Raw genomic sequence first — 23,950 nt, forward strand, 5'->3', positions numbered from 1 at the left:
CTTGGATCGCGGCACAATCGTCCGCATGGACCAGCAGCTCGCCTGCTCGATGGCGGTATCGCGTCATGTGTCCCCCTCGATCATGGGTGAACGGGTCGGCTACTCGATCCGCGAACCCCTCCCGCTGATACACACCCGGCCCGAGCGGCGATGAGCGACGCGCTCGCCAAGGCCGTCGCCGCCGCGGATCTCGCGTTCACCGCGCCCGCCAAGGCGCGGGCGCTCGCCGAAGCCGCGCTCGCCGAGGCGGACGGGCGGACCGAGGCCGCCGCCGTGGCCGAGCACGCGCTCGGGCTCGCCGGGGTGTCCGTCGGGCGGCTGACCGACGCCGAAACGCGGCTGCGCGCCGCGCTCCGGCTGGCGGACGGGGCCGGGCTGCGGGAGCGGGCCGCGCAGACGCGCGGGGTGCTCGGCTACGTCCTGACGCTGACCGGGCGCACCGCCGAGGCCCTGCGCGAACTCGACCGCGCGATGCCCGAGCTGACCGGGCGGGCGGCGGCGCGGCTGTGCATGCAGCGGGCCGTCGTGCTCACCGAAATCTCCCGGTTCGCTGACGCCGCCGCGGGGTTCGCGGACGCCCTCGAGACCCTCCGTGCCGCGGGCGGCGACGACCTGATCGAGGCGACGATCCGCACCAACCGCAGCATCGTGCTGGCCCGGCTCGGCGACTGGCGGGGCGCCGAAGACGACCTGCGCCACGCCGAACGCGGGTTCGCCGCGACCGGCCACCTCGGCCGGACGGCGATGGTGTGGCAGAACCGCGGGCTGGCCGCCACCGTCCGCGGCGACGTCCCGGCCGCGCTGACCGCCTACGACGAGGCCGCCGCGCGCTACCGCGAAGCGGGCACCGACCCCGGGCTGCTGCCGATCGAACGCGCCGAAGCCCTGCTTTCGGTTCGCCTGATCGCCGAAGCGCGCGAAGCGGCGACGACCGCCGTCGCGGAGTACGCCCGCCGTCGCAACGCCGTCGACCTCGTGCAGGCACGGCTGCTGCTGGCGAAAGTCGCGCTGCTGGACGGCGATCCGGTCACGGCGTTGCGCGAGGCCTCGCTGGCGCGGCGGTCCGCGGTGCGCCAGGACCGGCCCGGCTGGGCCGCGCTCGGCGGTTACCTCGCGCTGCGCGCCCGCCGGGACAGCGGCCTGCGGACGACGGCGATGCTCCGCTCGGGACAGCGGACGGCGGCGGCGCTGACCGACGCGGGCTGGCTGGTCCCGGCCTTGGACGCACGGCTGATCGTCGCGGCGCTGGCCCTCGAGCTGGGCCGCGCGGACATCGCGAAGGCGGAGCTGTCGTTCGTCGGCCGGGCCGGGCGCGACGGCCCGGCGGAAATGCGGGCCCGCGCCTGGCACGCGACGGCGTTGCTGCGCCTGGTGCACGGCGACCGCCGGGGCGCGGACGCCGCGTTGCGCGCCGGCGTCCGGGTGGTCGACCGGTTCCGCGCCGGGCTCGGCGCGAGCGAGCTGCGTGCCCACGCGTCCGGGCACGCGAGCGAGCTGACCGGCCTCGGGCTGCGGCTCGCGGCGGAAGCGGGCCACCCGGAGGCCGTGCTGCGCTGGGCGGAGTGGCGGCACGCCGGCGCGCTGCGGCTGCGGCCCGCCCGGCCGCCGGACGACGAGGGCCTGGCCGCCGACCTCGCCGCGCTGCGCCAGATCGCCGTCGACCTCGCCACCGGGACCGGGCACGCGCGGACCCTGCTGCGCCGTCAGGCCGAGCTGGAGAAGGCGGTGCGCGACCGCGCCCGGCACGCGACCGGGGTGTCCACTTCGGACACTCGCGTCCCGTCCCGCGCGGAGCTGGCCGACGCGCTGGGGCCGGCCACGCTCGTGGAGTACGTCGAGCTGGACGGGCGGCTGAGCGCGCTCGCCGTCACCGGCGGCCGGCTGCGGCGGTACGCGCTGGGCCCGGCGGCCGAAGCCGCGGAACGCCTGGCCGAGCTGCGGTTCGGGCTGCGGCGGGCGGCATTCGGCCTCGGCTCGCCGGGCGACCTCGTCGAGCGGACCGCCCGCCGGCTCGACGAGCTGCTGCTCGCCCCGCTGCGGCTCGGCGACGGTCCGCTGGTGGTCGTGCCGACCGGGCGGCTGCACGAGCTGCCGTGGCCGGTCCTGCCCGGCTGCCGCGGCCGCCCGGTGTCCCTCGCGCCGTCGGCGGCGCTTTGGCACCGCGCGGTGACCGCGCCCCGCGCCGACGGCGGTGATCACGTCGTCGTGGCGGGCCCCGGCTTGCCGCACGCCGCCGCCGAGGTGGCCGCGCTGGCCCGTCGCTACCCGGGCGCCCGCCGGTTCACCGGCCGGACCGCGAAGGCCGAGCCGGTGCTCGCCGCGCTCGACGGCGCCGCGCTGGGCCACATCGCGGCGCACGGCCGGTTCCGCACGGACAACCCGCTGTTCTCGTCGCTGCGGCTGGCCGACGGGCCGCTCACGGTGTACGACCTGGAACGGCTGGCCCGCCCGCCGCGGCAGGTCGTGCTGTCCGGCTGCGACTCGGGCCGCTCGGCGATCCACGCGGGCGACGAGCTGCTGGGCCTGGCCTCGGCGTTGCTGGCGCTGGGCACGACGAGCCTGGTGGCGACGGTCCTCCCGATCCCCGACGACGCCGGCCGCGCCCTGATGGTCCGCCACCACCGCCACCTCGCCGCCGGCCTGACCCCGGCCGAAGCCCTCGCCCGCGCCCAAACCGAACTCCCCGACTCACCCGCCGCCACCAGTTACGTCTGCTACGGCGCGGGCTCGTGAGTGTTTAGTCGGGTTCTAACCCGACTAAACACTCACGACAGCCACGCACGGGCCGGGTCATCATGGAAGCGTGCGGATCACGGCCTGGTGGCGCGGTATCAGCCCGCGGCGACGTCTGATGCTGAGCAGCGTCGCTGTCGTCGTGGTGGCCGCCGTCGCCGCGACCGCCATCGCCACCTCCGGCACGAAGACCGCGCCGGAGGCCGGCACCCCGGACCAGAACAAGCCCGGCCCGGTGCTCCTCGTCCCCGGTTACGGCGGCGGCCAAGGCGCGCTGGACGAGCTCGCCGCGCGGATCCGCCAGGCGACCGGCCGTGGCACCGAGGTGCTCACCCTGGCCGGCGACGGCACCGGCGACCTGGTCGAACAAGCCGGCGTCCTGGCCGAAGCCGTCGAACGGGCGTACGCGCAGGGAGCGCCGTCGGTCGACGTCGTCGGGTACTCCGCCGGCGGGGTCGTGGCCCGGCTGTGGGTCAGCCGCGACGGCGGCGACCACCAGGCGCGCCGGGTCGTCACGCTCGGCGCGCCGATGCACGGCACCGGCCTCGCCGCGGCGGGCGGCGCGCTGGTCCCGGGCGGCTGCCCCATCGCGTGCGTGCAGCTGGCGCCGGGCAGCGCCCTCCTGCAGGAGCTCGCGAAGGAGCCGATCCCGGCGACGCTGCCGTGGCTTTCGCTCTGGACCGAGGAGGACGAGACGGTCACCCCGCCGGAGTCCGCGCGGGTCGAGGGCGCCGTCAACGTCGCGCTCCAGCAGGTGTGCCCGGGCAACCTGGCCGCGCACGGCGACCTGCCCACCGACCCCGCCGTCACCGAGATCGTCCTGCAGGCCCTCGGCATCACGCCGCTCGAAGCGCCGGCCGACTGCCTCAGCTCGTGACGTCCTTCGTCGCGAAGTTCGCCCACGCCGCCGCGAAGAACACGACGATGTAGCCCGCCTGCAGCAGCAGCCCGTGGTCGATGTTGCGCCACAGCACCGGATCGCGGAAGAAGTCGATCCAGGACAGCCAGTAGTGCGTCGGCAGGTACGGCTTCACAGCCGCCGCCGCGTCGAGGGTCTCCAGTACCGAACTGGTGATCAGCACGGCCAGCCCGCACAGCGCGGCCCCCAGCGCCGAATCGCTCACCGTGGACAGGAACATCGTGATCGCGGCGAACCCCAGCATCGACAGGACGATGTAGGACACCGCGCCGAGCAGCCGCAGGCCGAGCCCGGACGAGCTGAGCGACTGCCCGGACAGCGACGTCACGCCGGCCGGCTGCCCGCCCGGGCCGGCGACGCCGGGGTTGCCGCCGGTGCCGAACAGGATCACCCCGAGCACCAGCGACGTCAGCACGACGATGACGATCGCCGCGGTCACGTACACCGCGATCGCGACCAGCTTCGCGCTCAGCAGCCGGGTCCGGCCGACCGGGCGCACCAGCAGGTACCGCAGGGTGCCGCCGGACGCCTCGCCCGCGATGGAGTCGCCCGCGACGACCGCGACCGCGATCGGCAGGAACAGCGGCAGCACCAGCGCGAGCGCCGCCGCCGGGAACAGCGCACCGTCGCTGACCACCGCCGACAGGAATGCCCCGCCCTGCCCGGGCGGCGGCGCGAAGTCGGCCGTGGCCAGGAAGACGCCGACGACCGCGGGCAGCAGGCACAGCAGCAGCACGCTGACCCACACCCGCGGTCGCAGCGCGAGCTTCCGCAGTTCGACGCCGATCACCCGGCGGCCCCGAACCGGTCCGAGCCCGGACCCGTCACGTCGAGGACCACCTGTTCGAGCGTCCGCTGCTCGGCGTGGATGGACGTCACGCGCACCCCCGCTTCGACGAGCAGCGCGTTCAGCGCCGCCGGATCGGCGTGCCGGATGACCAGCCGGTCGCCGTCCCGGGCTTCGAGCTGCCCGTCGAGGACCGCGGCCGCCGCCGCGGGGTCCGGCGTCCCGACGAGCACCCGGCCGGTCGCCGCCCGCAGCGCGACCAGGTCCTCCTCCAGCACCAGCCGGCCCCGGTCGACGACGCCGACCCGGGTGCACAGCTGCTCCACCTCGGCCAGCAGGTGGCTGGAGAGGAAGACCGTGGTGCCGCCCGCGTTCAGCTCGGTCAGCAGCTCCCGGATCTCCTTGATGCCCTGCGGGTCGAGCCCGTTCGTCGGCTCGTCCAGGATCAGCAGCCGCGGCTTGCGCAGGAGCGCGCCGGCCAGCCCGAGCCGCTGCCGCATGCCGAGCGAGTACGCCTTGACCGGCCGCTGGTCGACCCCGCCCAGCCCGACCTGCTCCAGTGCTTCGTCGATGCGCCGCCGCCGGGTGCGCCGCCCGCCGCCGCGCCCGGCGGCGTCGAGCAGCGCCAGGTTCCGCCGGCCGGACAGGTGCGGGTACGCGGCCGGACCTTCGACGAGCGCGCCGACTTCGGGCAGCACCTCGGCGACCCGTTTCGGCACCGGCTTGCCGAGCACCTCGATCTCCCCGCTGGTCGCGTAGACCAGGCCGAGCAGCATCCGGACCAGGGTGGTCTTGCCCGAGCCGTTCGGGCCGAGGAACCCGTAGCGGTCGCCTTCGCGGACGTCGAGGTCGACCGCGTTCACGGCGACGGTGCGGCCGTAGGCCTTCGTGAGCGCGCGCGTGGTGATCATCGGCCGCCCCGCCGCAGCCGGGACAGCTCGTCCGCGACGGACTTCAGCACGTCGGCGGTCACGGTCCCGGCCAGCAGGTAGGAGCGGCGGGAGACGGCCGAGCGGACGATCGCCAGCGACAACGGCGTGATCGACAGCTGCACCACGGTCCCGGCGGCCAGCTTGACCTGCACCGCGCCCGCCTTCCCGGCGGCGTCGCTCGCCGCGTTGGCCACCGCGCGCGGCACCGCGATCACCGCGAAGGACGCCAGCCCGCGGCCGTAGAGCGCGGCGCCCTGGACCCCGCCGAAGGCCTCCGACGTCACCGGCCGCCCGGCGAGCGTCGCCGGCAGCGGCACCTGGTTGAACGCGCCGAGCGTGTCGGAGACGTCCGGGGCGCTCGCGACGGTGAAGCCGGACCCGAGCACCGGCCGCGGCGCCTCGACGACCGGCGTGGTCTGGGTGACCTCCTGGAACTCGGAGACGAGGATCGGGGCGCGCTGCCCGCGCGCGGTGACCTCGACCCGCACGGCCACCCCGGTCACCGGGTCCGCCCACAGGTCCACCTGGCCGATGGTCGTGTCGGGGTCGGCGGGGACGAGCCGCAGCCCGGACGCGGCGACACCGGCGACGTTCCGGCCCGGCAACGCGCTCACCGGGTCACCCCGCGCCGCGCCCAGGATCCGCCGCGCGAGCTCGGGCGGCAGCAGGTCCCCGGCCCGCGGGAGCCGGACGGCGGGCTCGCCGATCAGCTCGGTCAGCGTGTTGTCGCCGTAGTCCCAGGTGTATTCGCCGTCGGGCAGCCGGTAGAGGTCGTGCTCACCGGCCGTGCCGAGGATGTCGACCCGGTAGCGGTCGGGCCCGGCGTACCAGACGCGCATCGGCGTCCGCAGCGAGAAGAGCGCGGTGACGGCACCGAGGTTCGGCAGCTCCGGCAGGGCCAGCGAACCCGCGCTTTCGGCGTAACCCTGGTACGGCCGTCCGGCGGAACCCAGGACGAGTTCACGCAGCTTCGCCGGGTCGGCTGCGGCCCCGGCGGGCGCGAGCGCGGAGACGACGGACGGCACGGAGACGAGGACGGCGGCCACCGCCGCGACGACCGCCCACCGGCGACGCTTTTCCCGCCGCACCACCGTCATCCGGCATCACCTCTGCACCCTTTGTACGCCACGACGGCCGGCGACGAACCCCGTGCACGCCGAGGTGGTGAGTTAGTTCCCCGTCCGGGCCTCCCGCACACCCGCCACTCCAGCGGGTGCTCCGACACGGCCGCGGCACGGTTCCACGGCGCACCTCGCCGGACCCGGTCGCCGGTCGTGCTCAGCGCCGACGCGGCCTGCGCACGATGTCGGGCGGCGTCGCGCTGCCCCGTCACGGCGCCTACCCGGCCGCACGGCGGCTGCTCGACGCCGTGAACCGCCGGATCCAGCCACCCCCGCCGGACGCGTTCCTTTGAACCGGGGCCCGTTCTCGCCCGCCGCGGGTCGGGCGGGTGGTGGCCACGGACGTCTCAGCGCGGGCGGTCGCCTGCGCGCGGAAGAACCTGACGCGGCTGGGCTTCGCGCGGTGGACCGGATCGGCACCCCGGCCCGGCGGATTCAGCGCCCCGGGGCGACTCAGTCCACAGTAGACAAACCCGCGACCGCCGCCACGGCTTCCCTGGTCTCCCGGACGTTGTGGGCGCGGAAGACCGCCGCGCCCGCGTGGGCCGCGATCGCCGTCGCCGCGAGGGTGCCCGCCAGGCGGTCGCGGGCCTCGACGTCGAGGGTCTCGCCGATCAGGTCCTTGTTCGACAGCGCGACCAGCACCGGCCAGCCCGTCGCCACCAGCCGGTCGAAGTGGCGGAGCAGCGAAAGGCCGTGGCGGGTGCTCTTGCCGAAGTCGAACGTCGGGTCGACGAGCACGCCGCCGCGCGGGACCCCGGCGGCGACCGCCCGCTCGGCCGCCGTCGTCAGCTCGGCGACGACGTCCGCGACGACGTCGTCGTAGCGCGGCCAGAACGGCCGGTCCGGGGTCGGCGCCGGGTACGGGTCGGTCCGCACCGGCATGCCCCCGACGTGGGAGCAGACGTAGCCCGCGCCGAACTCGGCGGCGACCTCGACCAGTCGGGGGTCGGCGCCGGCCCAGGTGTCGTTGAGCAGGTCGGCGCCGGCTTCGCAGGCCTGGCGGCCGACCTCGTGCCGCCAGGTGTCGACGCTGATCACCAGCCCCGGGTGGCGCTCGCGCACCTCGGCGACGAACGGCACCACGCGCCTGCTCTCCTCCTCGACGTCGATCTCGGGGCCTTCGCCCGCCTTGACGCCGCCGATGTCCACGATGTCGGCGCCGGCCGCGACCGCGCGGTCCACGGCGTCGCGGGCGGCGTCCGCGGCGAAGGTCGCGCCCCGGTCGTAGAACGAGTCCGGCGTGCGGTTCACGATGGCCATGACCAAGGCGCGCTCGCCCGGCATGCGGCGGCCCCGGAAGACCACTTCCGGCCGGTGTGACGTCATGCCGTCACCCTGCCAGGTCACGGCTGGGGCCGAATCGCCGCTCCCGCGGTCCCGCGGCGGCTATCCTCGGAGCAAACCGAGCAGGGGGAACCATGAGCACGACCAGCGAGGGCCCGGCCCGCAGCGAAGCCGAGGCGATGATCGCCGAGGCCAAGAAGGCCCTGTGGGTGATGGTCGGCCTGCTCGCCGTGCTGTGGGCGGTGCAGATCTTCAACTCGCTCGGCGACTACGACCTGAGCCAAGAGTTCGGTATCGAAGCCCGCGATCCGGCGTCGCTGCCGGAGATCTTCAGCGCGCCCTTCATGCACTCCAGCTGGGGCCACATCGAAGGCAACTCGGGCCCGCTGTTCGTGTTCGGCTTCCTCGCCGCCTACCGCGGGGTGAAGAAGTGGCTCGGCGTGAGCGTCCTGATCATCGTCGCGAGCGGCCTCGGCGTCTGGTTCATCTCGCCGTCGGACACGGTCACGGTCGGCGCCAGCGGCCTGGTCTTCGGCTACTTCGGCTACATCATCGTGCGCGGCCTGTTCGACCGGCACCCGATCGACATCGTGATCGGCGTCGTGATGGCGCTGTGCTTCGCCTACCAGTTCACGTCCCTGCTGCCCACCGACGAGCGGGTCAGCTGGCAGGGCCACCTGTTCGGGTTCGCCGGCGGCATCATCGGCGGCTGGCTGTTCCGCGACCGGAAGCCCAAGGCGGTCGCCGCCCCCGACGCGGCGACCACCCTGCTCCCCAAGGACCTCAGCTAGGCGGTTCGAGGTCCGCTTCGACGGCGATCCGGACGTACCGGCCGATCACCGCGCGCGGCACCCGCATGCCGAGCGGGGCGCGGTCGAGCGTCCCCGTCGCGCGCACCCGGGTCCCGTCGAGCGGCCCGGCGGTCAGCGTCAGCGGGCACGACGTCCCCCGCAGCCGGAGTTCGCCGGTCACCTCCCAGCCGTCGCCGTCGCGCCGGACGCCGGTGGCGGTGAACGTCAGGTCCGGGTGGGCACCGCTGTCGAGCAGGTTCGGCTTGCGCAGATCGGCGTCACGGCGGGGGTTCTCCGTGTCCAGCGCGCCGAGGTCGAGCTCCGCGCGGACGGCGGTCACCCCACCGCCGGTCACCTCGACGCTGCCGGCGCGGACCGGGATCGTGCCGCGGACCCGGTTGAACCCGAAGTTGCGGACCTCGAACGACGCCGTCGCGGTGCGGACGGTCCACGTCCCGGCCCGCAGCGCGGGGGCGGTGCGCGGGCTCATCGCGCACCCGCCGGGGCCGGCAGGGCCGCGTGCGACACGCGGTGGACGTCGACGCGGTCCGGGCCGGGCAGCAGCGCGGGGTCCTCGCCGGGCAGCAGTTCGGTGGCCATGATCGCGTCCTGGACGGCCTCGATCGTCGCCATCGACGCGGAGAGGGCCACGACGACCAGTGACCGGTCTTCGCCGAGCAGGGCGTAGGTCGTCCCGACGCCTTCGAGGTCGCGGACGGCGGGCCAGATCCGCTCGCGGCCCGCGCGCAGCTCGGCGGCCGACTGGTCGGCGCCGCGAGGCCCGTCGAACCAGGTGATCTGGGCGTAGGCGGCCGCGTCGGACGACGAGTGCGCGTCGGCGACCCGGTAGGCGCCGGCGTCGAGCCACGTCGTCCCGGCGGGCCGCCGGGCGGCGGCTTCGCTCGCCGCCGGGGCGTCGGGCCAGAAGGTGACGACGGCTCCGGACAGGCCGCCGAGCTGGGTGAGCGTGCAGGTGCCGAGTGCGTCCCGGCCGAGGTCGCAGGTCCCCAGCGGACCCCGGAACCGGTGGATGGTGGCGTGCATGGGGTGCTCCTTCCGTTGCCGGACCGACTCTCGCCCGGGACGGCGATCGCGACATCAGTGCCAGTACGGAGGACGGCACTGAAACCGGACACGCAGGGGATACTGCTCGGGTGACGCGCAGCGAGCCGTTCGTCGGGCGGGCTGGTGCCGCGGCCGACCTGCGCGCGTGGCTCGCGGCGGCGGCCGGGGGCACCGGCGCGCTGGTGCTCGTCGGCGGCCCGGCGGGGATCGGCAAGTCCCGCTTGGTCGAGGCGGTGACGGACCGCGAAGCCGTCTGGGGCCGGTGCGTCGACGACCCGGGCGCGCCGCCGCTGTGGCCGTGGCGCCGGGTGCTCCAGGCCCTGCCGGAGGCGGGCGCCGAGGTCTCCCGCGCGCTGGCCGACCTGGACGACCGCGACGGCGCCGACCTGGTCGCGGCCCGGTTCCGGTTCGTCGCGGTGGCCGCCGACGCGCTGGTCGCCGCGGCCGGGGCGGCCGGTCTCGTCGTCGTCCTCGAAGACGTCCACTGGGCCGACGAAGCCTCGCTGCGGCTGCTGCGGCACCTGGCCGGGGAGATCCGCCGGTCGCGCCTGGCCGTCGTCGCCACCTACCGGGACAACGGGTCGGCCGGCCCGCTTTTCGAAGCCCTGCCCGACCTGCTCGGCCGGCCGGGGACGGAGAGCCTGCGCCTGGACCCGCTGACCGAGCCCGACGTCCGGGTCTACCTCGCCGAGGTCGGCCGGGCCGCTGTCGACGCCCGCGACGCGCTGCGGCGCTCGGGCGGGAACCCGCTCTACCTCAAGGCGGTCGCCCGCTCCTCGGCGACCGGCGGCGGCGAGGCGGAGCTGCGGCACCTCGTCCGCACCACCGTCGCGGGGCTCGACGACGACGCGCGTGAGCTGCTGGCGATCGCTTCGGTGCTCGGCGAGGAGGTCGACGCGCACGTCGTCGCCGAGGTCGCCGGGCGGCCGGCGGACGACGTCGTCCCGGCGCTCGACCGGGCCGTGCGCTCCGGGGTGCTGCTGCCCGCCGAGGCCGGGTCCCGGCGGTTCGCCCACGCCGTCGTGCGCGACGGGATCTACGCCGACCTCGACCAGGGCGTCCGCGAGGACCTGCACGCCCGGACGGCGGCCGCGCTGGAACACCGGGCCGATCCCGGCGTCGTGGCCGGGCACTGGCTGCGTTCGGCGGCGACGCCGGACGCGCTGGCCCGAGCGGCGGCTTGGGCCGAAACAGCGGCCCGGGACGCAACCCGCTCGCTCGCCTTCACCGAGGCCGCGCGGTTCCTGTCCCTCGCGCTCGACTGCCACCGCCGCACGGGCCTGCGCGACGGGCTCGCCGCCCTGCTCGTCGACCTCGCCACCGCGGAGTACCGCGCGGGCCGCTTCGCGCGCAGCTTCGGCCACGCGCGCGAGGCCGCCGGGCTGACGGCCGACCCGGCGCTGGCCGCCGCCGCGGCACTCGTCGTCCGGGACACGTCGGCGCCCGACCTGCTGCCCGGGATGGCCGAGCTCACGGCGTCCGCGCTGGCGATGCTCGGCGCCGACGCGGACCCGGCGGTGCGGGCGAAACTGCTCGCGCAGTCCGCGGCCGTGGCGGCCGACTACGGGCGGGCGACCGAAGCCGTCGAGACCGCCGACGAGGCGATGGCCCTCGCGGAGCTTTCCGGCGACCAGGAGGCGCGGCTCGACGCCGTCCGCGCCCGGCTGAAGATCCGCCCGACGGAGCTGCCGCTGGCCGAGCGGCTGCGGCTCGGCTCGCTCGCGGTGTCCCTGGGCGGCACCGGACGGCCGCTCGTGGCGCTGTGGGGCCACAAGTGGCGGCTCGACGCGGCGTTCGAGGTCGGCACCGTGCCCGTCGTGGACGCCGAGCTGAGCGCGATCTCCGCGCTGGCCGCGACGACCCGGCTGCCGCTGGTCCGCTGGCACGAACTGCGGCTGCGGGCGTCGGTGGCGGCCTACCGCGGCGCGTTCGCCGAGGCCCGCGCGCAGAACCGGCTCGCGAGCGAGCTCGCGGCGGCGGAACTGGCCGAAGACCGGTCCGCGGCCGGGATGTCCTTCGCGTTCGCGCAGCAGCTCGCCGACGTGGTCGGCGACCCGGCCGAGCTGCCCGCCGGGTACGACGAGCTGCTGGCGATCGCGCCGCCGCTGCCGATCACGATCGTCTCCCGCCCGCTCTGCGCCCTGATCGACGGCCGGCACGACGAAGCGCGGGCCGGGTACGACGCCCTGCGCCCGCGCCTGCGCGACCCCGACTTCATCGGCCAGTCCCCCGGAATCGGGCCGAACCTGCTGCCGCTGCTCGAAGCGTTCGAGGACGTCGAGACGGCGGAGTGGCTCGCCAAGCAGCTCGCCGGGGCGCCGCCGGTCGGCTCGGCCGGCGCGGGCACCTTCTGCAGCGACTGCTCCAGCAGCTGGTCCGCCCGCCTGGCTGCGCTGCTGGGGCGGTACGACGAAGCCGTGCCGCTGTTCGAGGAAGCGATCGCGTGGGACGCGCGGCTCGGCGCCCGGCCCTACGTCGTGCACAACCGCGTCCGGCTGGCGGCCGGGCTCGTCGTCCTCGGCGACCTCCCGCGCGCGGAAACCGCGGCCCGGCAGGCGGCGGAGGAAGCCCGGCGGCTCGGGATGCGGGGCTGGCTGACCCGGGCGACGGCGGTGCTGGACCGGGCGCGGACCGCGGCCGACCCGCTGACCGGCCGCGAACGGGAGATCGCGGCGCTCGTCGCCGGCGCGCTGAGCAACCGGCAGATCGCGCACCGGCTGGTGCTTTCCGAGCGCACGGTGGAAAGCCACGTCTCGAGCGTCCTGGCCAAGCTGGGCCTGGCCAACCGGACCGAGGTGGCGGCGTGGGCGCACCGCCGGGGGCTCACCGCGGGCTGAAGGCGAACACCGCTTCGATGAACTGGTCCGGGTCGAAGTCCATGGCCTGGTGCGCCTGGCCGTGCAGCGGCACGACGTCGGCACCGGGGATCAGGTCCGCGACCGCCTGGGCGGCCAGCCGGAGGTAGCCCGGGCTCTCGGTGCCGGCGAACAACCGGACCGGGATCGCGATGCCGGCGAGCCGCTCGTCGAACACCATGCCCTCGACGACGTCCAGTTCCCGCGGGATCGTCGGCGCGGCGGCCACCCGGGCGGGCCAGACCGGCGTGGCGCGCATCGCTTCGACGTCCGCGGGAGCCAGCCGGAGGGCCTCCCGCAGGAAGATTTCGAGGATTTCCTCCGGGTTTTCCGCGGCCCGCATGCGGCCGCGCGCGTCCGGCCCGACGACGGCGCCACCCGGCTCGGGCCGCGGCGGCTCGTACGCCACCAGCCGGCTGACCGCCTTCGTCAGCCGGACGGCTTCCAGCGCGCACAGGGCACCGTAGGAGTGCGCGAGCAGGTAGACGTCTCCCCCGGCGGCTTCGGCCACGGCGGCGATGTCCTCGCCCTCGCGCCGGATGTCGTACTCGGCGGCCTCCTCGCGGCTCAGCCCGCGGCCGCGGCGGTCGACGAGGTGCAGGCGGTAGCGCTGCGCGAGCCGGTCGCGGACCGCCGCCCAGCGGGTGTGGTCCGCGCCGGTGCCGTGGACGAGGACCATCGGGGGCCCGTCGCCGAGCGTCTCGAACCCGACGACCGTCCCGTCGCGCGAAGTGACCGAGGCCGGCATGGCTCCGAGGCTAACGCCTTTCCGGCGGCCGCTGTGAGGTCGCTGTGCATCCGGCTCCGCACACTGCCGATCCGGCCGCGGTGTGGTGATCTGGAGGGGTGGCGATCAAGGTTCTCCGGCCGGCCGCGCTGGCCGCGGCGGCGGTGCTGGTGCTGAGCACCGGCTTGGCCGTCAGCGCGGACACGACCGCCGACGACGCCTACGCCGCCGGCTCCCCGGCTCCGCTCGCGGCGGCCGCGCCGGAGAAAGCCGTTCCCGCGAAGACCGTTTCCCCGGTCGGCGCGTTGTTCGCGAACGGCAGCCATTTCTGCTCCGCGAGCGTCGTCCACTCCGGAACCGGCGATCTGGTGCTGACCGCCGCGCACTGCGTCCAGGACGGAATGTCTTTCGCACCCGGTTACCACGACGGCGTGGCGCCGCTGGGAATGTGGACGGTCACCGGAACGGCGGTTGCGGACGGCTGGACTTCGTCGGCCGACCCGGATCTCGATTTCGCGTTCCTGACCGTTCAGCAAGCCGGGAATCCGGCTTCCCTGGAAAGCCTCACCGGCGCGAACGCGCTCGGCGTGAATCGCGGATTCGACCACCGGATCACCCTCACGGGCTACCCCGACAGCACCGATTCCCCCGTCGTTTGCGACGGCACGACCACGCGTTCGGACACCTACCAGATGCAGGTCGCCTGCCCCGGTTTCCCGGACGGCACCAGCGGCGGGCCCTGGGTGACCGGCGGCGAGGTCATCGGCGTCATCGGCGGCTACCAGCTCGGCGGCGACACCCCGGACGTCTCCTACAGCGCCTACTTCGACGACGACATCGCGAAGCTCTACGCCACGGCCGCGGGCTGAAACGCGAACCGGGCCCGCGTCCCTGGCGGAGGACACGAGCCCGGTTCACCTCTCGCGAACCCTCAGCAGGTCACGATGAGCCCGGTGAGCGCCGAGCACGTCTTCGACGCGCTGTCGTTGGCGGGGTTGGGATCCGACGGCGAGCTCGCCGTCCGCTGCGCGGTCGTGGTGTACGAGCCGAGCGCGAGCAGGCCGCCGTTGGCCGAGAACTTCGTCGTCGCCGAAGCACCGCTGGCCAGCGAAGCGACGTCGCAGTTCACGGTCCTCGTCGTGCCGACCCGGGCGCAGCCGGTGCCGCTGCCGAAGGACAGGCCCGGCGGGTACGTGGCCACGACGCGGATCCCGGTCGCGGCGCCCGGGCCGGTGTTCGTCACGGTCACGGTGTAGTCGATGCGCGCGTTCAGCCCGCCGTGGCCGGTCGCGGCGAGCGCGACCTTGACGTCGGCCTGGCTCGACGGCTGGCCGACGGTGATGACCGGGCCGTCCAGGGTCTCGAAGGCGTAGTTGTCGCCGACGAACTGGTGCTGCAGCGTGAACGACCCGGGCGCCGCGGTGTCCTTGACGCGCAGGGTCCACACCGTGGTCTTCGTGCCGCCCGCCGCGAGGTCGCCGAACGCGGCGCGGTAGCTGCTGCCGGCCTGGAAGCAGCCGACCTCGGTCGTGTTGGTGCAGGAGACGACGTCGACGACGTCGGTGATCGCGGTCGGGTTTCCGTAAATGGCACCCTTGGCGAAAGTCACGGTGAAATCGCGGTCGTTGTGAATGGTTTGCGTGATGGTGAAGGTCTGTCCCGGCACCACGCTGGTGGTGCTGACTTCGACAGCGCTCGAGGGTTCGGCCGCCTGCGCGGCGGGCGCCATCGCGATAAACGCCGTGGCCAGTGCGGCCACCGAGGACAGGATCGTGGTCCGTCGCCAGCTTCGTTGCATAGTCGTGATCTCGCTGTTCCGATCCGGGGAATGCCGCTCTGACGGGTGAAACGGGAGTTCGTGGACATCCGACGCTGATCAGTCGCCCCGATCCCGCAATTCGTTACCGCCATCCGGCGGCGCCGCGCACCGCCGTCAGGACGGCCGCCAGCGCCCGTTCATCTCACCCGGGCGCGGTGGCGGGCCCGGCAGATCCGGGCCGCCCGCCGCCAGCCCCTCGACGAGCAGCGCGAGGTACCGCCGCCGCAACTGCGTGGTGCGCTCGTGGTCCTCGACGCGGATCGCGGCGCAGCACTCGAGGATCATGCCGAGGTCTTCGGCGACGGCGTCCTGGCGCAGCCGTCCGGTTTCGCGGGCCCGCTCGACCAGGTCCCGGGTCAGTTCGCCCGCCCGGCGCGCGTCTTCGCCCATCTCGGCGGTCGGGGTGAAGGTGCCGGCGAGGTGGACGGTCAGCGAGTGCACGTCGGCCTCCACGACCCGGGTGAGGAACCCGGTCAGCGCGGCCCAGCCGTCCGGCTCGCCGGTGGCGGCCTCGGCCTCGGCGATGTAGGTGCGGAGTCCGTCGTGGCAGAGCCGGCAGAGCAGCACCTCCTTGCTCGGGTACCGCCGGTAGAGCGCGCTGATGCCGACGCCGGCGCGGTCGGCGACGTGGGAGATCGGCGCCTTCGGGTCGACGAGGAAGACCTGGCGGGCGGCATCGAGGATGACGACGTCGTTGCGGGCGGCCTGGCCGCGGCGGCCGGGCAGGGCTGGCTCGGGCATGGGAGGAGATTACCACTGGAACGGATCATTCCGCTCTGGTACAGTTCGGAACGAAGCATTCCGTTCCACTCTCCGAGGAGCCAGCCATGACCGTCCGCCCCTTCCGCGCCGAGATCCCCCAGTCCCAGCTGGACGACCTGCAGAACCGCCTGCGCGGCGCGCTGTGGCCGGACGACCTGCCCGCCGCGTACGGCGTCACGAACGAGCGGGTCCGCGCACTGGCCGAGCACTGGCTGGGCGAGTTCGACTGGCGGGCCTTCGAGGCGCGGCTCAACGCGTACCCGCAGTTCCTGACGGAGATCGACGGCGAGACCATCCACTTCCTGCACGTCCGGTCGTCGCGGCCGGACGCGACGCCGCTGGTGCTGACGCACGGCTGGCCGGGCTCGATCGCGGAGTACCTGGACGTGATCGGCCCGCTGACCGAACCGGAGTCGGCCGACGAACCGGCGTTCCACCTGGTGATCCCGTCCCTGCCGGGCTTCGGCTTCTCGGGCCCGACGAAGTCGGCGGGCTGGGGCACCCATCGCACGGCGGCGGCGTGGGCGGAGCTGATGAGCCGGCTGGGCTACGAGTCGTACGGCGCGGCGGGCAACGACGCGGGCTCGATGATCTCGCCGGAGATCGGCAGACTGGCGCCGGAGAAGGTCGTCGGCGTGCACGTGACGCAGCTGTTCTCGTTCCCGTCCGGCGACCCGGCGGAGATGGCGGACCTGAGCGAAGCCGACCAGGCCGCGCTCGCGCACCTCCAGTGGTTCTACGAGAACATGTTCTCGTTCAACACGCTGCACAGCCAGCAGCCGCACACGCTGGCGTTCGCGCTGGCGGACTCCCCGCTGGGCCTGCTGGCGTGGAACGCCCAGCTGTTCGGCGAGCACCTGGACGCGGACTTCATCGTGGCGAACGTGGCGCTGTACTGGCTGACGGGCACGGCGGGCTCGTCGATCAGGTTCTACTACGAGGACGCCCACACGACGGCCCACCCGGAGGGCCCCACGACGGTCCCGACGGCCCTGGCGATGTTCACGGGCGACTTCCAGTCGATCCGCCGTTTCGCCGAGCGCGACCACGCGAACATCGTGAGCTGGAACGCCTACGACACAACGAAAACCGCAGGAGGCCCCCGAGACGCGGCCGGCCACTACGCGGCGCACGAAGCCCCGGAGGTCCTGGTGGCGGACATCCGCCAGTTCTTCGCCGACCTGCGCCCCGGAACCCCGTGGCCGATCCTGACCCAGTCCCACGAAGCGCTGCGCGCAGCAATCGAGGGCGTGACGGACTGGTCGGCCCCGACCCCGTGCGCGGAGTGGACCGTGACCCAGGTCCTCCAGCACGCAGCAGGCGACCAACTCGGCTACGCAGCCTTCATCACGGGCCAGGGCGGCCCGGACTTCGACCCGTTCTCCCCCTCGGGCACCCTCGACGGCAAGCCGTCGGCGTTCCTGGAGCCGACCCTGACCGCATCGGCAGGCGCCTTCGCCACGGTGAGCCCGGAGGCAACGGCGGTCCCGACCCCTCTCCCCCAGGGAGCCCTCCCGGCCCCGGTGGCGGTGGGTGCGGCAGCCCTGGACGCAGCAGTCCACGCCTGGGACATCGCAATGGCATCGGGCCAGCCGTCCCCGCTGACCGAGGAACTGGCAGCATCCCTCCTCCCGGTAGCCAAGCAACTGGCCGAACCCCTCCGCGGCTTCGCATACGCCCCAGCCCTGCCCGGCCCCGCCAACGCCGACGCAGCGTCGACCCTCCTGCGCTACCTGGGCCGCAACCCGGAGTGGACTGCCTGACCCGCCCCCCCCGGGCCCGCCAAACCGGCGGGCCCGGCCGCATCGCCGGTCAGCCCTCCTCCCGGCGCCTTCCGCCCCAACCCCTCTGCCCGGCGCCTTCCGCCCCAGCCCCTCTGCCCAAGCCCTCTGACCGGCCCACCCACTTCACCCGCCCCCGGCCGAGCCCGCCGGGCTCACCGGCGCTCTGCCCCAAGCCAACCGCCCTTCAGCCCGTGGCCCACCACCCCTCGGCCCCCTCACCGGTCCACGGCCGGGCCAGCCGCCCTCACCCGCCCCCCAGCCCCACCGCTCTTCAGCCCCTCGGCCCAAGCCCATCGCCCGGCAGCCCGAACCGCCAGCTCACCGGCACCCACCAAGCTCGCCACCGGCAACCCGAACCCACCAGCCTCACCAGCCCTCCACCCAAGCCCGCCAGCGCACTGCTCCGCCCGAGCCCCCCGGCGCCGCGGTGCAGGCCGACCGCCCCGCCCCGCGGCCCTAGCCCACTGCAGCCACCGGCCTCGGCGGCCCAAGCCCACCGACCCCAGCAGCCCGGCCCTCGCCCCCACAGCGACCGCCCCTCACAGTCGAGCCCGCCGGGCCGCGGCAGCCGGGCCGCGGGACCGCCGAGCCAGCCAGCCCGTTAGGCACCAGCCCACCGGGACTCCAGCCAACCGCAGCCCGGCAGAGCCCCACCCCACCGCAGCGGCAGCTCAGCCCGCTTCACCCAACCCCCGCGCGCCCTCCGAGCCCCGCACCCCCGAGCCCGCCCCGGGCACCCACCGAGCCCCTCACCCCGAGCCCGCCCGCGCACCCACCGAGCCCCGCTCCCACCAAGCCCGCCCACGCACCGCGCCTACCCCCAGCCCCGCCCCAAAGCCCCCACCCCGAACCCCTCCTAAGTCACCTCCCCTCACCCCCGCCCCCTCGGTACGGTGAGCCGCATGATGCGCAAGGCGGTCGCCGTCCGGCGGGAGGAGATCGTCGTCGCCGCGCTCCAAAAAATCCGCGACCGCGGCATCGCCGGCGTCCGAGCCGCCGACATAGCCAAAGCCCTCGACATCAGCACCGCGCTGATCTTCTACCACTTCGGCACCCTCGAAGCCCTCATCATCGAAGCCTTCCGCCAAGCCACCGAGACCGCCCTCGCCACCCTCCGCGACGAACTCGCCCGCGGCGGCCCCGCCGACACCCGGCTCCACGCCGTCCTCACGCTCTACGGCCCCACGAACCCCGGCCACAACTGGCAGCTCTGGATCGAAGCGCAAGCCGCCGCTATGCGGGACCACGAACTCCGGGCCGTCCTCCAACGCCTCGACCAACGGTGGCGGGACGCCGTGGTCACCCTCATCACCGAGGGTGTCAAAACCGGCGTCTTCCGGTGCGAAGACCCGCGCGGAGCCGCCTGGCGGCTGACTTCCTTACTCGATGGCCTGGCCGTCCAAGTCGTCGCACAGACCGGGTCCGTCACCGCCGACGACTGCGCGCGGTGGGTCGGGCAGGCCGTCGAAAAAGAGCTCAAGTGACCGCCCTGCTCGAAGTCGCGTGGACCGATCCCGTCACCGGGTGCCGCGGGTACCTGGTCATCGACCGGCTCGTGCGGGGTGTCGCCAGCGGCGGGCTCCGGATGCGCCGCGGCTGCAGCCTCTTCGAAGTCCGCGGCCTCGCCCGGGGCATGACGCTCAAAGAGGGCCTCAACTACGACCCCGCCGGCCGGTACGTCCCCCTCGGCGGGGCCAAGGGCGGCATCGACTTCGACCCGTACGACGAGCGCGCCCGCGATGTCGTCGCCCGCTACCTCGACGCCATGCGGCCGCTGATCGAGCGGTACTGGACGATGGGCGAAGACCTCGGCCTGCGCCAGGACGTCATCGACGGTGTGCTCGCCGAGATCGGGCTGCTCAGTCCCGTCCAGGCCGTCTACCCGCTGCTCGAAGACCGCGAAGCCGCGATCGCCCGGCTCGCCGGCGCCTTCCGGATCGAGGTCGGCGGGCTGGGGCTCGACGAGCTGGTCGGCGGCCTCGGCGTCGCGCAGGCCACGCTGACCGGGCTCGAACTCCTGAACCACACCGGACCGCGTCGCGCCATGGTCCAGGGCTTCGGGTCGATGGGCGGGGCCACCGCGCGGTTCCTCGCCGAGGCCGGGCTGCCGGTCGTCGGGGTCTCGGACGTCCGCGGGGTCGTCGCCAACCCCGGCGGGCTCGACGTCGAGAACCTGCTGCGGCACCGTGACCGCTTCGGCGGGATCGACCGCGACCACCTCGGGCCCGGCGATGAGCTCCTGCCGCCGGAAGCGTGGCTGGACGTGCCCGCCGAGGTGCTCGTGCCGGCCGCGATCTCCTACTGCGTCGACGCCGACAACCAGGCCAAGATCGGCGCGAAGCTCGTCGTCGAAGCCGCGAACATGCCGGTCACCGCGGACGCCGAAGAACTACTGGCCGCCCGGGGCATCCCGGTGGTCCCGGACTTCGTGGCCAACTCGGCCACCAACTCCTGGTGGTGGTGGACACTCTTCGGCGACGTCGGCGCGGACGCCGTCGAGGCCTTCGCGAAGGTCCGCGGCCGCATGAGCGAGCTGGTCACCGCCGTGTTCGAGGGCGCCGCCCTGGACGGTTCGAGCCTGCGCGCCGCCGCCTTGCGGCTTTCCGAACGGAATCTCGAGGCCATCCAGGCCCGGTACGGCGAGGGAACGAATCCGGCCGCCAAGTAGTTGAGCGTTGTATGAAACTCGGCATCTACAGCTTCGGCGACCGCGCGCCGGACCCGCAGACCGGCGCGCAGCCGTCCGTCGCGGAGACGCTGGCCAACACCCTCGAGCGGATCAAACTCGCCGACGAGCTGGGCCTCGGCTTCTACGGCCTCGGCGAGCACCACCTCGACCAGTACGCGATCTCGAACCCGGGCACCGTGCTGGCCGCCGCGGCGAGCGTCACGAACCAGATCACGCTGAGCTCCGCGGTGACCGTCCTGAGCACCGAGGACCCGGTCCGCCTCTACCAGCAGTTCACCACGCTCGACCAGCTCAGCCACGGCCGCGCCGAGCTGCTCGCCGGGCGCGGGTCGTTCACCGAGTCGTTCCCGCTGTTCGGCAACGACCTCGGCGACTACGACGAGCTCTTCGAAGAGAAGCTCGCGCTGCTGCTGCGCATCGACCGCGAGGACCCGCTGACCTGGTCCGGCAAGTTCCGCCCGCCGCTGGAGAACGCGCGGATCCTGCCCCGCCCGTACGGCAGGCGCCTGCGCATCTCGGTCGGCACCGGCGGCAACCCCGAGTCGTCGATCCGCGCCGGGCTGCTCGGCCTGCCCGTGGTGTACGCCGTGATCGGCGGCCGTCCCGAGCGCTTCGCTCCGCTCGTCGACCTCTACCGCCAGGCCGGTGAGGCCGGGGAGCACCAGCGCGAAGACCTGCACGTCACCATGGGCGCGATCGGCTTCCTCGCGCCGAATTCGCAGGACGCCAAGGAAACGTTCTACCCGTACTGGCTCGAAACGATGAAGTACGGCGCCCGCGCCCGCGGCTGGGCGGTCCCGACCCGCGCCGAGTACGACCAGTACGCCGCCGGCGCGCAGGCGTTGTTCGTCGGCAGCCCGCCGGAGATCGCCGAGCGGCTGATCGAGGTCGGCAAGCTGACCGGCGCGGACCGCTACGCGATGCAGATGGACTGGTCCGGCGTCCCGCACGCCGAGGTCATGAAGGCCATCGAGCTGCTCGGCACCGAGGTGCTCCCGTTGGTGGAAAAGGAGTTCTAGACGTCGTTCGCGGCGATGTAGCCGAACGTCATCGCCGGGCCGATGGTCGAGCCCGCGCCGGCGTAGCTGTGGCCCATCACCGCGGCGCTCGCGTTGCCGGCCGCGTACAGGCCGGGGATCACCGTGCCGTCCGGGCGCAGCACGCGCGCCCGGGCGTCCGTGCGCATGCCGCCCTTCGTGCCGAGGTCGCCGGGGACGATCCGCAACGCGTAGTACGGCGGCGCCCACAGCGGCGCGAGACAGGAGTTGGGCAGCACCAGCGGGTCCGTGTAGTAGTGGTCGTACGCGCTCGCGCCGCGGTGGAAGTCGGTGTCCACACCGGACCGGGCGAGGCTGTTGAACCGGTCCACAGTGGACTTCAACGCGGCCGGCGGCACGCCGATCTGCGTGCCGAGGCCCTGGATGGTCGACGCCTTGAACACCGCACCGGCGCTGTACCAGGCGTCCGGGAACGGCAGCAGCGGCAGGATGTCGCGGAACAGGTACTTGTTCCGGTAGTTCTGGTCGACGACGAGCCACGCGGGGATGTCGGGCGCCGCCGGGTTCTTGTCGTACATGGTGTGCACGACGTCGCTGTAGGGCGCGGCTTCGTTGACGAACCGCTGCCCGGACTGGTTCACCAGCAGGCCGCCGGGCAGCGTGCGCTCGGCCAGGCAGAAGTACGGGTCGCCGGGCACCGGGATGGCCGGGCCCCACCACGCGTCCTCCATCAGGTCGAGCGCGGCGCCGGCGCGCTGCCCGGCCCGGATGCCGTCGCCGGTGTTCTCCCTCGCGCCGACCGTCCAATCCGTACTGATCGGCTGGCGCTGGTACTGCGCGCGCATCCCGGCGTTGTGCTCGAACCCGCCCGAGCCGACGATCACGCCGCGCCGCGCCCGCACCAGCCCCTGCGGTGTCAGAACCCCCGTCACCGCGCCGGCTTCGATGTTCAGGTCGACGAGCGGGGTGTTCAGCCACACCGGCACGTTCGCCGCGAGCAGCCCGGCCCGCAGCCCGGCGGCCAGCGACTGCCCCATGGTGAGCGGCTTCTGCCCGGCGATCGCGGCGGCTGTGCCGCGGGCCAGGCAGGCGGCGGCGACCGCGGCCCCCTTGGCGTTCACCGCGGCGAGGTTGAGCCACTTGTAGTCGGCGCTGAACACGACCATCCCGGCAGGCGTCGCCAGGTAGGGCGGGTTCAGGTGCGCCAGCTCCGCGCCGAGGAGGTTGCCGTCGAACTGGTCCGGCTCGATCGAGCGGCCGTTCGGCAGGCCGCCCGGGAGCTCCGGGTAGTAGTCGCTGTAGCCGTCCATGAACCGGAACCGCAGCGGGCTGTTGGCCAGCACGAACGAAATCATCGCGGGTCCGTTGTGCAGGAAGGCTTCCTGGCGCGCGGCCGGCACGTCCGGCCCGACGACGGCGGCGAGGTACTGCGCGGCTTTCGCCGGCGTGTCGGGCACGCCGGCGGCGAGCAGCACGGGGTTGTTCGGGATCCAGATGCCGGCGCCGGAGCGGGCCGCGGAACCGCCGAACGTCGGCGCCTTCTCGAGCACGACGACGCTCAGCCCGCGCTTGGCGGCCGTCAGCGCGGCGGTCATGCCCGCGGCACCGGACCCGACCACGACGACGTCGTACTCGCCCACCTGCGCCGCACTCGCGGACGAGGGCGAGGCGAGCGCGGACGTCGCCGCGAGACCCACGCCCGCCGCGGTGCCGCGCAGGATCTGGCGGCGGGTCAGGTCGGCATCCATGGCGCACTCCTCGATCGCGGAACAGCGATGGTCATCGTGTCGGCACGCCCCCGAAACTGGAACATGTTCTACCCGCTTGGAGCAGCCGTGCAGCCCGGCGTTCGGCCAGTGATCCCAACCCATGACGGCATTCGCCGCACGCCCGGAGCGAAGTTGACGACCGACTCAACTTATGGATAACTTGAGACCAGTCTCAAGTTTCTCCCCAAGGAGGTTCCCTTGCCGAAAGTGATCGCCGTCCTGGGCGTCGGCCCCGGGCTCGGCCTGTCGATCGCCAGCCGCTTCGGCCGCGAAGGCTTTACGACAGCGCTGGTTTCCCGCACCGCCACGCGCCACGACGCGTACCGCGGGGCCCTGCCCGGGATCACCACGCACACCTACACCGCCGACGTCACCGACGAAGCCCAGCTGCGCGACGTCCTCGTCCGGATCACGGCCGACGCCGGCGAGATCGACGCGGTGTACTTCGGGCCGGCCGACGCGACGGCCGGCCCCGGCATCACCCCACTCCCCGAAGCCGGCCCCGACGACCTGCGCGCACCGTTCGAGGCGTTCCTGCTCCCGGCCGCGAACCTCGTGAAGTCGGTGCTGCCAGGGATGATCGAGCGCGGCTCGGGCACCCTGCTCTTCGCCGGCGGCCTCAGCGGCAAGCACCCGATGCCGATGCTCGGCACCCTCGCCCCGGCCTCGGCGGCGCTGCGCATGTACGTCCTGACCCTGCACGCGGCCCTGCGCGAAAAGGGCGTCTACGCCGGCACCCTCACCATCGGCGGCCTCATCGAGCGCGGCGACATCCACCGCGTGTTCACCTCGCAGGACCACGGCTTCACCCCGGGAACGCTGAACCCGGACGACATCGCCGACCAGGCGTGGTCGCTGCACGTCGAGCGCGACGAAGCCGAAGCGGAGTTCAACGCGATGGCCGCGGTCTAG

22 protein-coding genes are annotated in these 23,950 nt (G+C 74.1%); 12 read left to right on the forward strand and 10 right to left on the reverse strand.

From position 1 onward, the window contains the following. Positions 1-25: 25 nt before the first annotated feature. The 3 genes from SD460_RS43270 (at position 26) to SD460_RS43280 (ending at position 3,610) form a co-directional block, all read left to right on the forward strand. Complete coding sequence (locus tag SD460_RS43270; protein WP_290054139.1) at positions 26-154, forward strand: hypothetical protein; 129 nt, start codon at positions 26-28, stop codon at positions 152-154. Beyond that, positions 151-2,733: a CHAT domain-containing protein gene (locus SD460_RS43275; RefSeq protein ID WP_318307654.1), complete on the forward strand. Its 2,583-nt coding sequence runs from the start codon at positions 151-153 to the stop codon at positions 2,731-2,733. Before SD460_RS43270 ends, SD460_RS43275 begins: the two co-directional genes overlap by 4 nt. A 70-nt stretch (positions 2,734-2,803) precedes the next feature. Next, the gene (locus SD460_RS43280) at positions 2,804-3,610 is read left to right on the forward strand and encodes an esterase/lipase family protein (RefSeq protein WP_290060379.1); all 807 of its coding nucleotides are present in this window, start codon (positions 2,804-2,806) and stop codon (positions 3,608-3,610) included. Here the strand turns inward: SD460_RS43280 and SD460_RS43285 are convergent. The 3 genes from SD460_RS43285 to SD460_RS43295 are packed head-to-tail and all read right to left on the reverse strand — an operon-like array spanning position 3,600 to position 6,468. Then, entirely contained in the window at positions 3,600-4,442 is an 843-nt protein-coding gene (locus SD460_RS43285; protein WP_290060380.1) for an ABC transporter permease, read from the reverse strand. The two genes, SD460_RS43280 and SD460_RS43285, sit on opposite strands and share 11 nt — an antisense overlap. Further along, positions 4,439-5,350, reverse strand: a complete 912-nt coding sequence (locus SD460_RS43290) for an ABC transporter ATP-binding protein (protein WP_290060381.1) — start codon at positions 5,348-5,350, stop codon at positions 4,439-4,441. The genes SD460_RS43285 and SD460_RS43290 overlap by 4 nt, the downstream gene beginning before the upstream one ends. Next, complete coding sequence (locus tag SD460_RS43295; RefSeq protein WP_290060382.1) at positions 5,347-6,468, reverse strand: hypothetical protein; 1,122 nt, start codon at positions 6,466-6,468, stop codon at positions 5,347-5,349. Before SD460_RS43295 ends, SD460_RS43290 begins: the two co-directional genes overlap by 4 nt. A gap of 116 nt (positions 6,469-6,584) precedes the next feature. Between SD460_RS43295 and SD460_RS43300 the strand changes: the two genes are divergently transcribed. Then, a complete protein-coding gene (locus SD460_RS43300) occupies positions 6,585-6,785 on the forward strand; it encodes a hypothetical protein (protein ID WP_290060384.1) in 201 nt (66 codons plus the stop codon). Between the two features lie 160 nt (positions 6,786-6,945). Here SD460_RS43300 and folP read toward each other — a convergent pair whose 3' ends face one another. Then, the gene (gene folP / locus SD460_RS43305; protein WP_290060385.1) at positions 6,946-7,821 is read right to left on the reverse strand and encodes a dihydropteroate synthase; all 876 of its coding nucleotides are present in this window, start codon (positions 7,819-7,821) and stop codon (positions 6,946-6,948) included. A gap of 92 nt (positions 7,822-7,913) precedes the next feature. Here folP and SD460_RS43310 point away from each other — a divergent pair, with 92 nt between their 5' ends. Next, positions 7,914-8,570 (forward strand): rhomboid family intramembrane serine protease, encoded by a 657-nt coding sequence (locus SD460_RS43310; protein ID WP_290060386.1) that lies wholly within the window; start codon positions 7,914-7,916, stop codon positions 8,568-8,570. On the opposite strand, the gene SD460_RS43315 is transcribed toward SD460_RS43310, so the two are convergent. Beyond that, positions 8,563-9,060 carry a YceI family protein gene (locus SD460_RS43315; protein WP_290060387.1) on the reverse strand — a complete coding sequence of 166 codons (498 nt, stop codon included), beginning with the start codon at positions 9,058-9,060 and terminating at the stop codon, positions 8,563-8,565. The two genes, SD460_RS43310 and SD460_RS43315, sit on opposite strands and share 8 nt — an antisense overlap. Next, a complete protein-coding gene (locus tag SD460_RS43320; RefSeq protein WP_318307655.1) occupies positions 9,057-9,614 on the reverse strand; it encodes a hypothetical protein in 558 nt (185 codons plus the stop codon). Before SD460_RS43320 ends, SD460_RS43315 begins: the two co-directional genes overlap by 4 nt. A 110-nt stretch (positions 9,615-9,724) precedes the next feature. Here SD460_RS43320 and SD460_RS43325 point away from each other — a divergent pair, with 110 nt between their 5' ends. Further along, complete coding sequence (locus SD460_RS43325) at positions 9,725-12,472, forward strand: ATP-binding protein (RefSeq protein WP_318307656.1); 2,748 nt, start codon at positions 9,725-9,727, stop codon at positions 12,470-12,472. Here the strand turns inward: SD460_RS43325 and SD460_RS43330 are convergent. Further along, complete coding sequence (locus SD460_RS43330; protein WP_290060391.1) at positions 12,459-13,238, reverse strand: alpha/beta fold hydrolase; 780 nt, start codon at positions 13,236-13,238, stop codon at positions 12,459-12,461. The two genes, SD460_RS43325 and SD460_RS43330, sit on opposite strands and share 14 nt — an antisense overlap. Positions 13,239-13,336: 98 nt before the next feature. On the opposite strand from SD460_RS43330, the gene SD460_RS43335 reads away from it, so the two are divergent. Continuing rightward, entirely contained in the window at positions 13,337-14,086 is a 750-nt protein-coding gene (locus tag SD460_RS43335; RefSeq protein WP_290060393.1) for a trypsin-like serine peptidase, read from the forward strand. 62 nt (positions 14,087-14,148) lie between these two features. Here SD460_RS43335 and SD460_RS43340 read toward each other — a convergent pair whose 3' ends face one another. Further along, positions 14,149-14,976 carry a DUF11 domain-containing protein gene (locus SD460_RS43340; RefSeq protein ID WP_318307657.1) on the reverse strand — a complete coding sequence of 276 codons (828 nt, stop codon included), beginning with the start codon at positions 14,974-14,976 and terminating at the stop codon, positions 14,149-14,151. Positions 14,977-15,150: 174 nt separating this feature from the next. Further along, the gene (locus SD460_RS43345) at positions 15,151-15,777 is read right to left on the reverse strand and encodes a TetR/AcrR family transcriptional regulator (RefSeq protein ID WP_290060395.1); all 627 of its coding nucleotides are present in this window, start codon (positions 15,775-15,777) and stop codon (positions 15,151-15,153) included. A gap of 86 nt (positions 15,778-15,863) precedes the next feature. Here SD460_RS43345 and SD460_RS43350 point away from each other — a divergent pair, with 86 nt between their 5' ends. From SD460_RS43350 to SD460_RS43365, 4 genes are all read left to right on the forward strand, one after another. Next, entirely contained in the window at positions 15,864-17,561 is a 1,698-nt protein-coding gene (locus SD460_RS43350) for a TIGR03086 family metal-binding protein (protein WP_318307658.1), read from the forward strand. Positions 17,562-18,484: 923 nt separating this feature from the next. Then, a complete protein-coding gene (locus SD460_RS43355) occupies positions 18,485-19,066 on the forward strand; it encodes a TetR/AcrR family transcriptional regulator (RefSeq protein WP_290060443.1) in 582 nt (193 codons plus the stop codon). Beyond that, the gene (locus SD460_RS43360; protein WP_290060442.1) at positions 19,063-20,250 is read left to right on the forward strand and encodes a Glu/Leu/Phe/Val dehydrogenase dimerization domain-containing protein; all 1,188 of its coding nucleotides are present in this window, start codon (positions 19,063-19,065) and stop codon (positions 20,248-20,250) included. Before SD460_RS43355 ends, SD460_RS43360 begins: the two co-directional genes overlap by 4 nt. Positions 20,251-20,261: 11 nt before the next feature. Beyond that, a complete protein-coding gene (locus tag SD460_RS43365) occupies positions 20,262-21,290 on the forward strand; it encodes an LLM class flavin-dependent oxidoreductase (protein WP_290060441.1) in 1,029 nt (342 codons plus the stop codon). On the opposite strand, the gene kstD is transcribed toward SD460_RS43365, so the two are convergent. Continuing rightward, positions 21,287-23,017 carry a 3-oxosteroid 1-dehydrogenase gene (gene kstD, locus SD460_RS43370; RefSeq protein WP_290060440.1) on the reverse strand — a complete coding sequence of 577 codons (1,731 nt, stop codon included), beginning with the start codon at positions 23,015-23,017 and terminating at the stop codon, positions 21,287-21,289. The genes SD460_RS43365 and kstD overlap by 4 nt on opposite strands. A 228-nt stretch (positions 23,018-23,245) precedes the next feature. Between kstD and SD460_RS43375 the strand changes: the two genes are divergently transcribed. Beyond that, positions 23,246-23,950, forward strand: a complete 705-nt coding sequence (locus SD460_RS43375; RefSeq protein WP_290060444.1) for an SDR family NAD(P)-dependent oxidoreductase — start codon at positions 23,246-23,248, stop codon at positions 23,948-23,950.

This window comes from Amycolatopsis solani (genome assembly GCF_033441515.1).
Taxonomy (GTDB): domain Bacteria; phylum Actinomycetota; class Actinomycetes; order Mycobacteriales; family Pseudonocardiaceae; genus Amycolatopsis; species Amycolatopsis solani.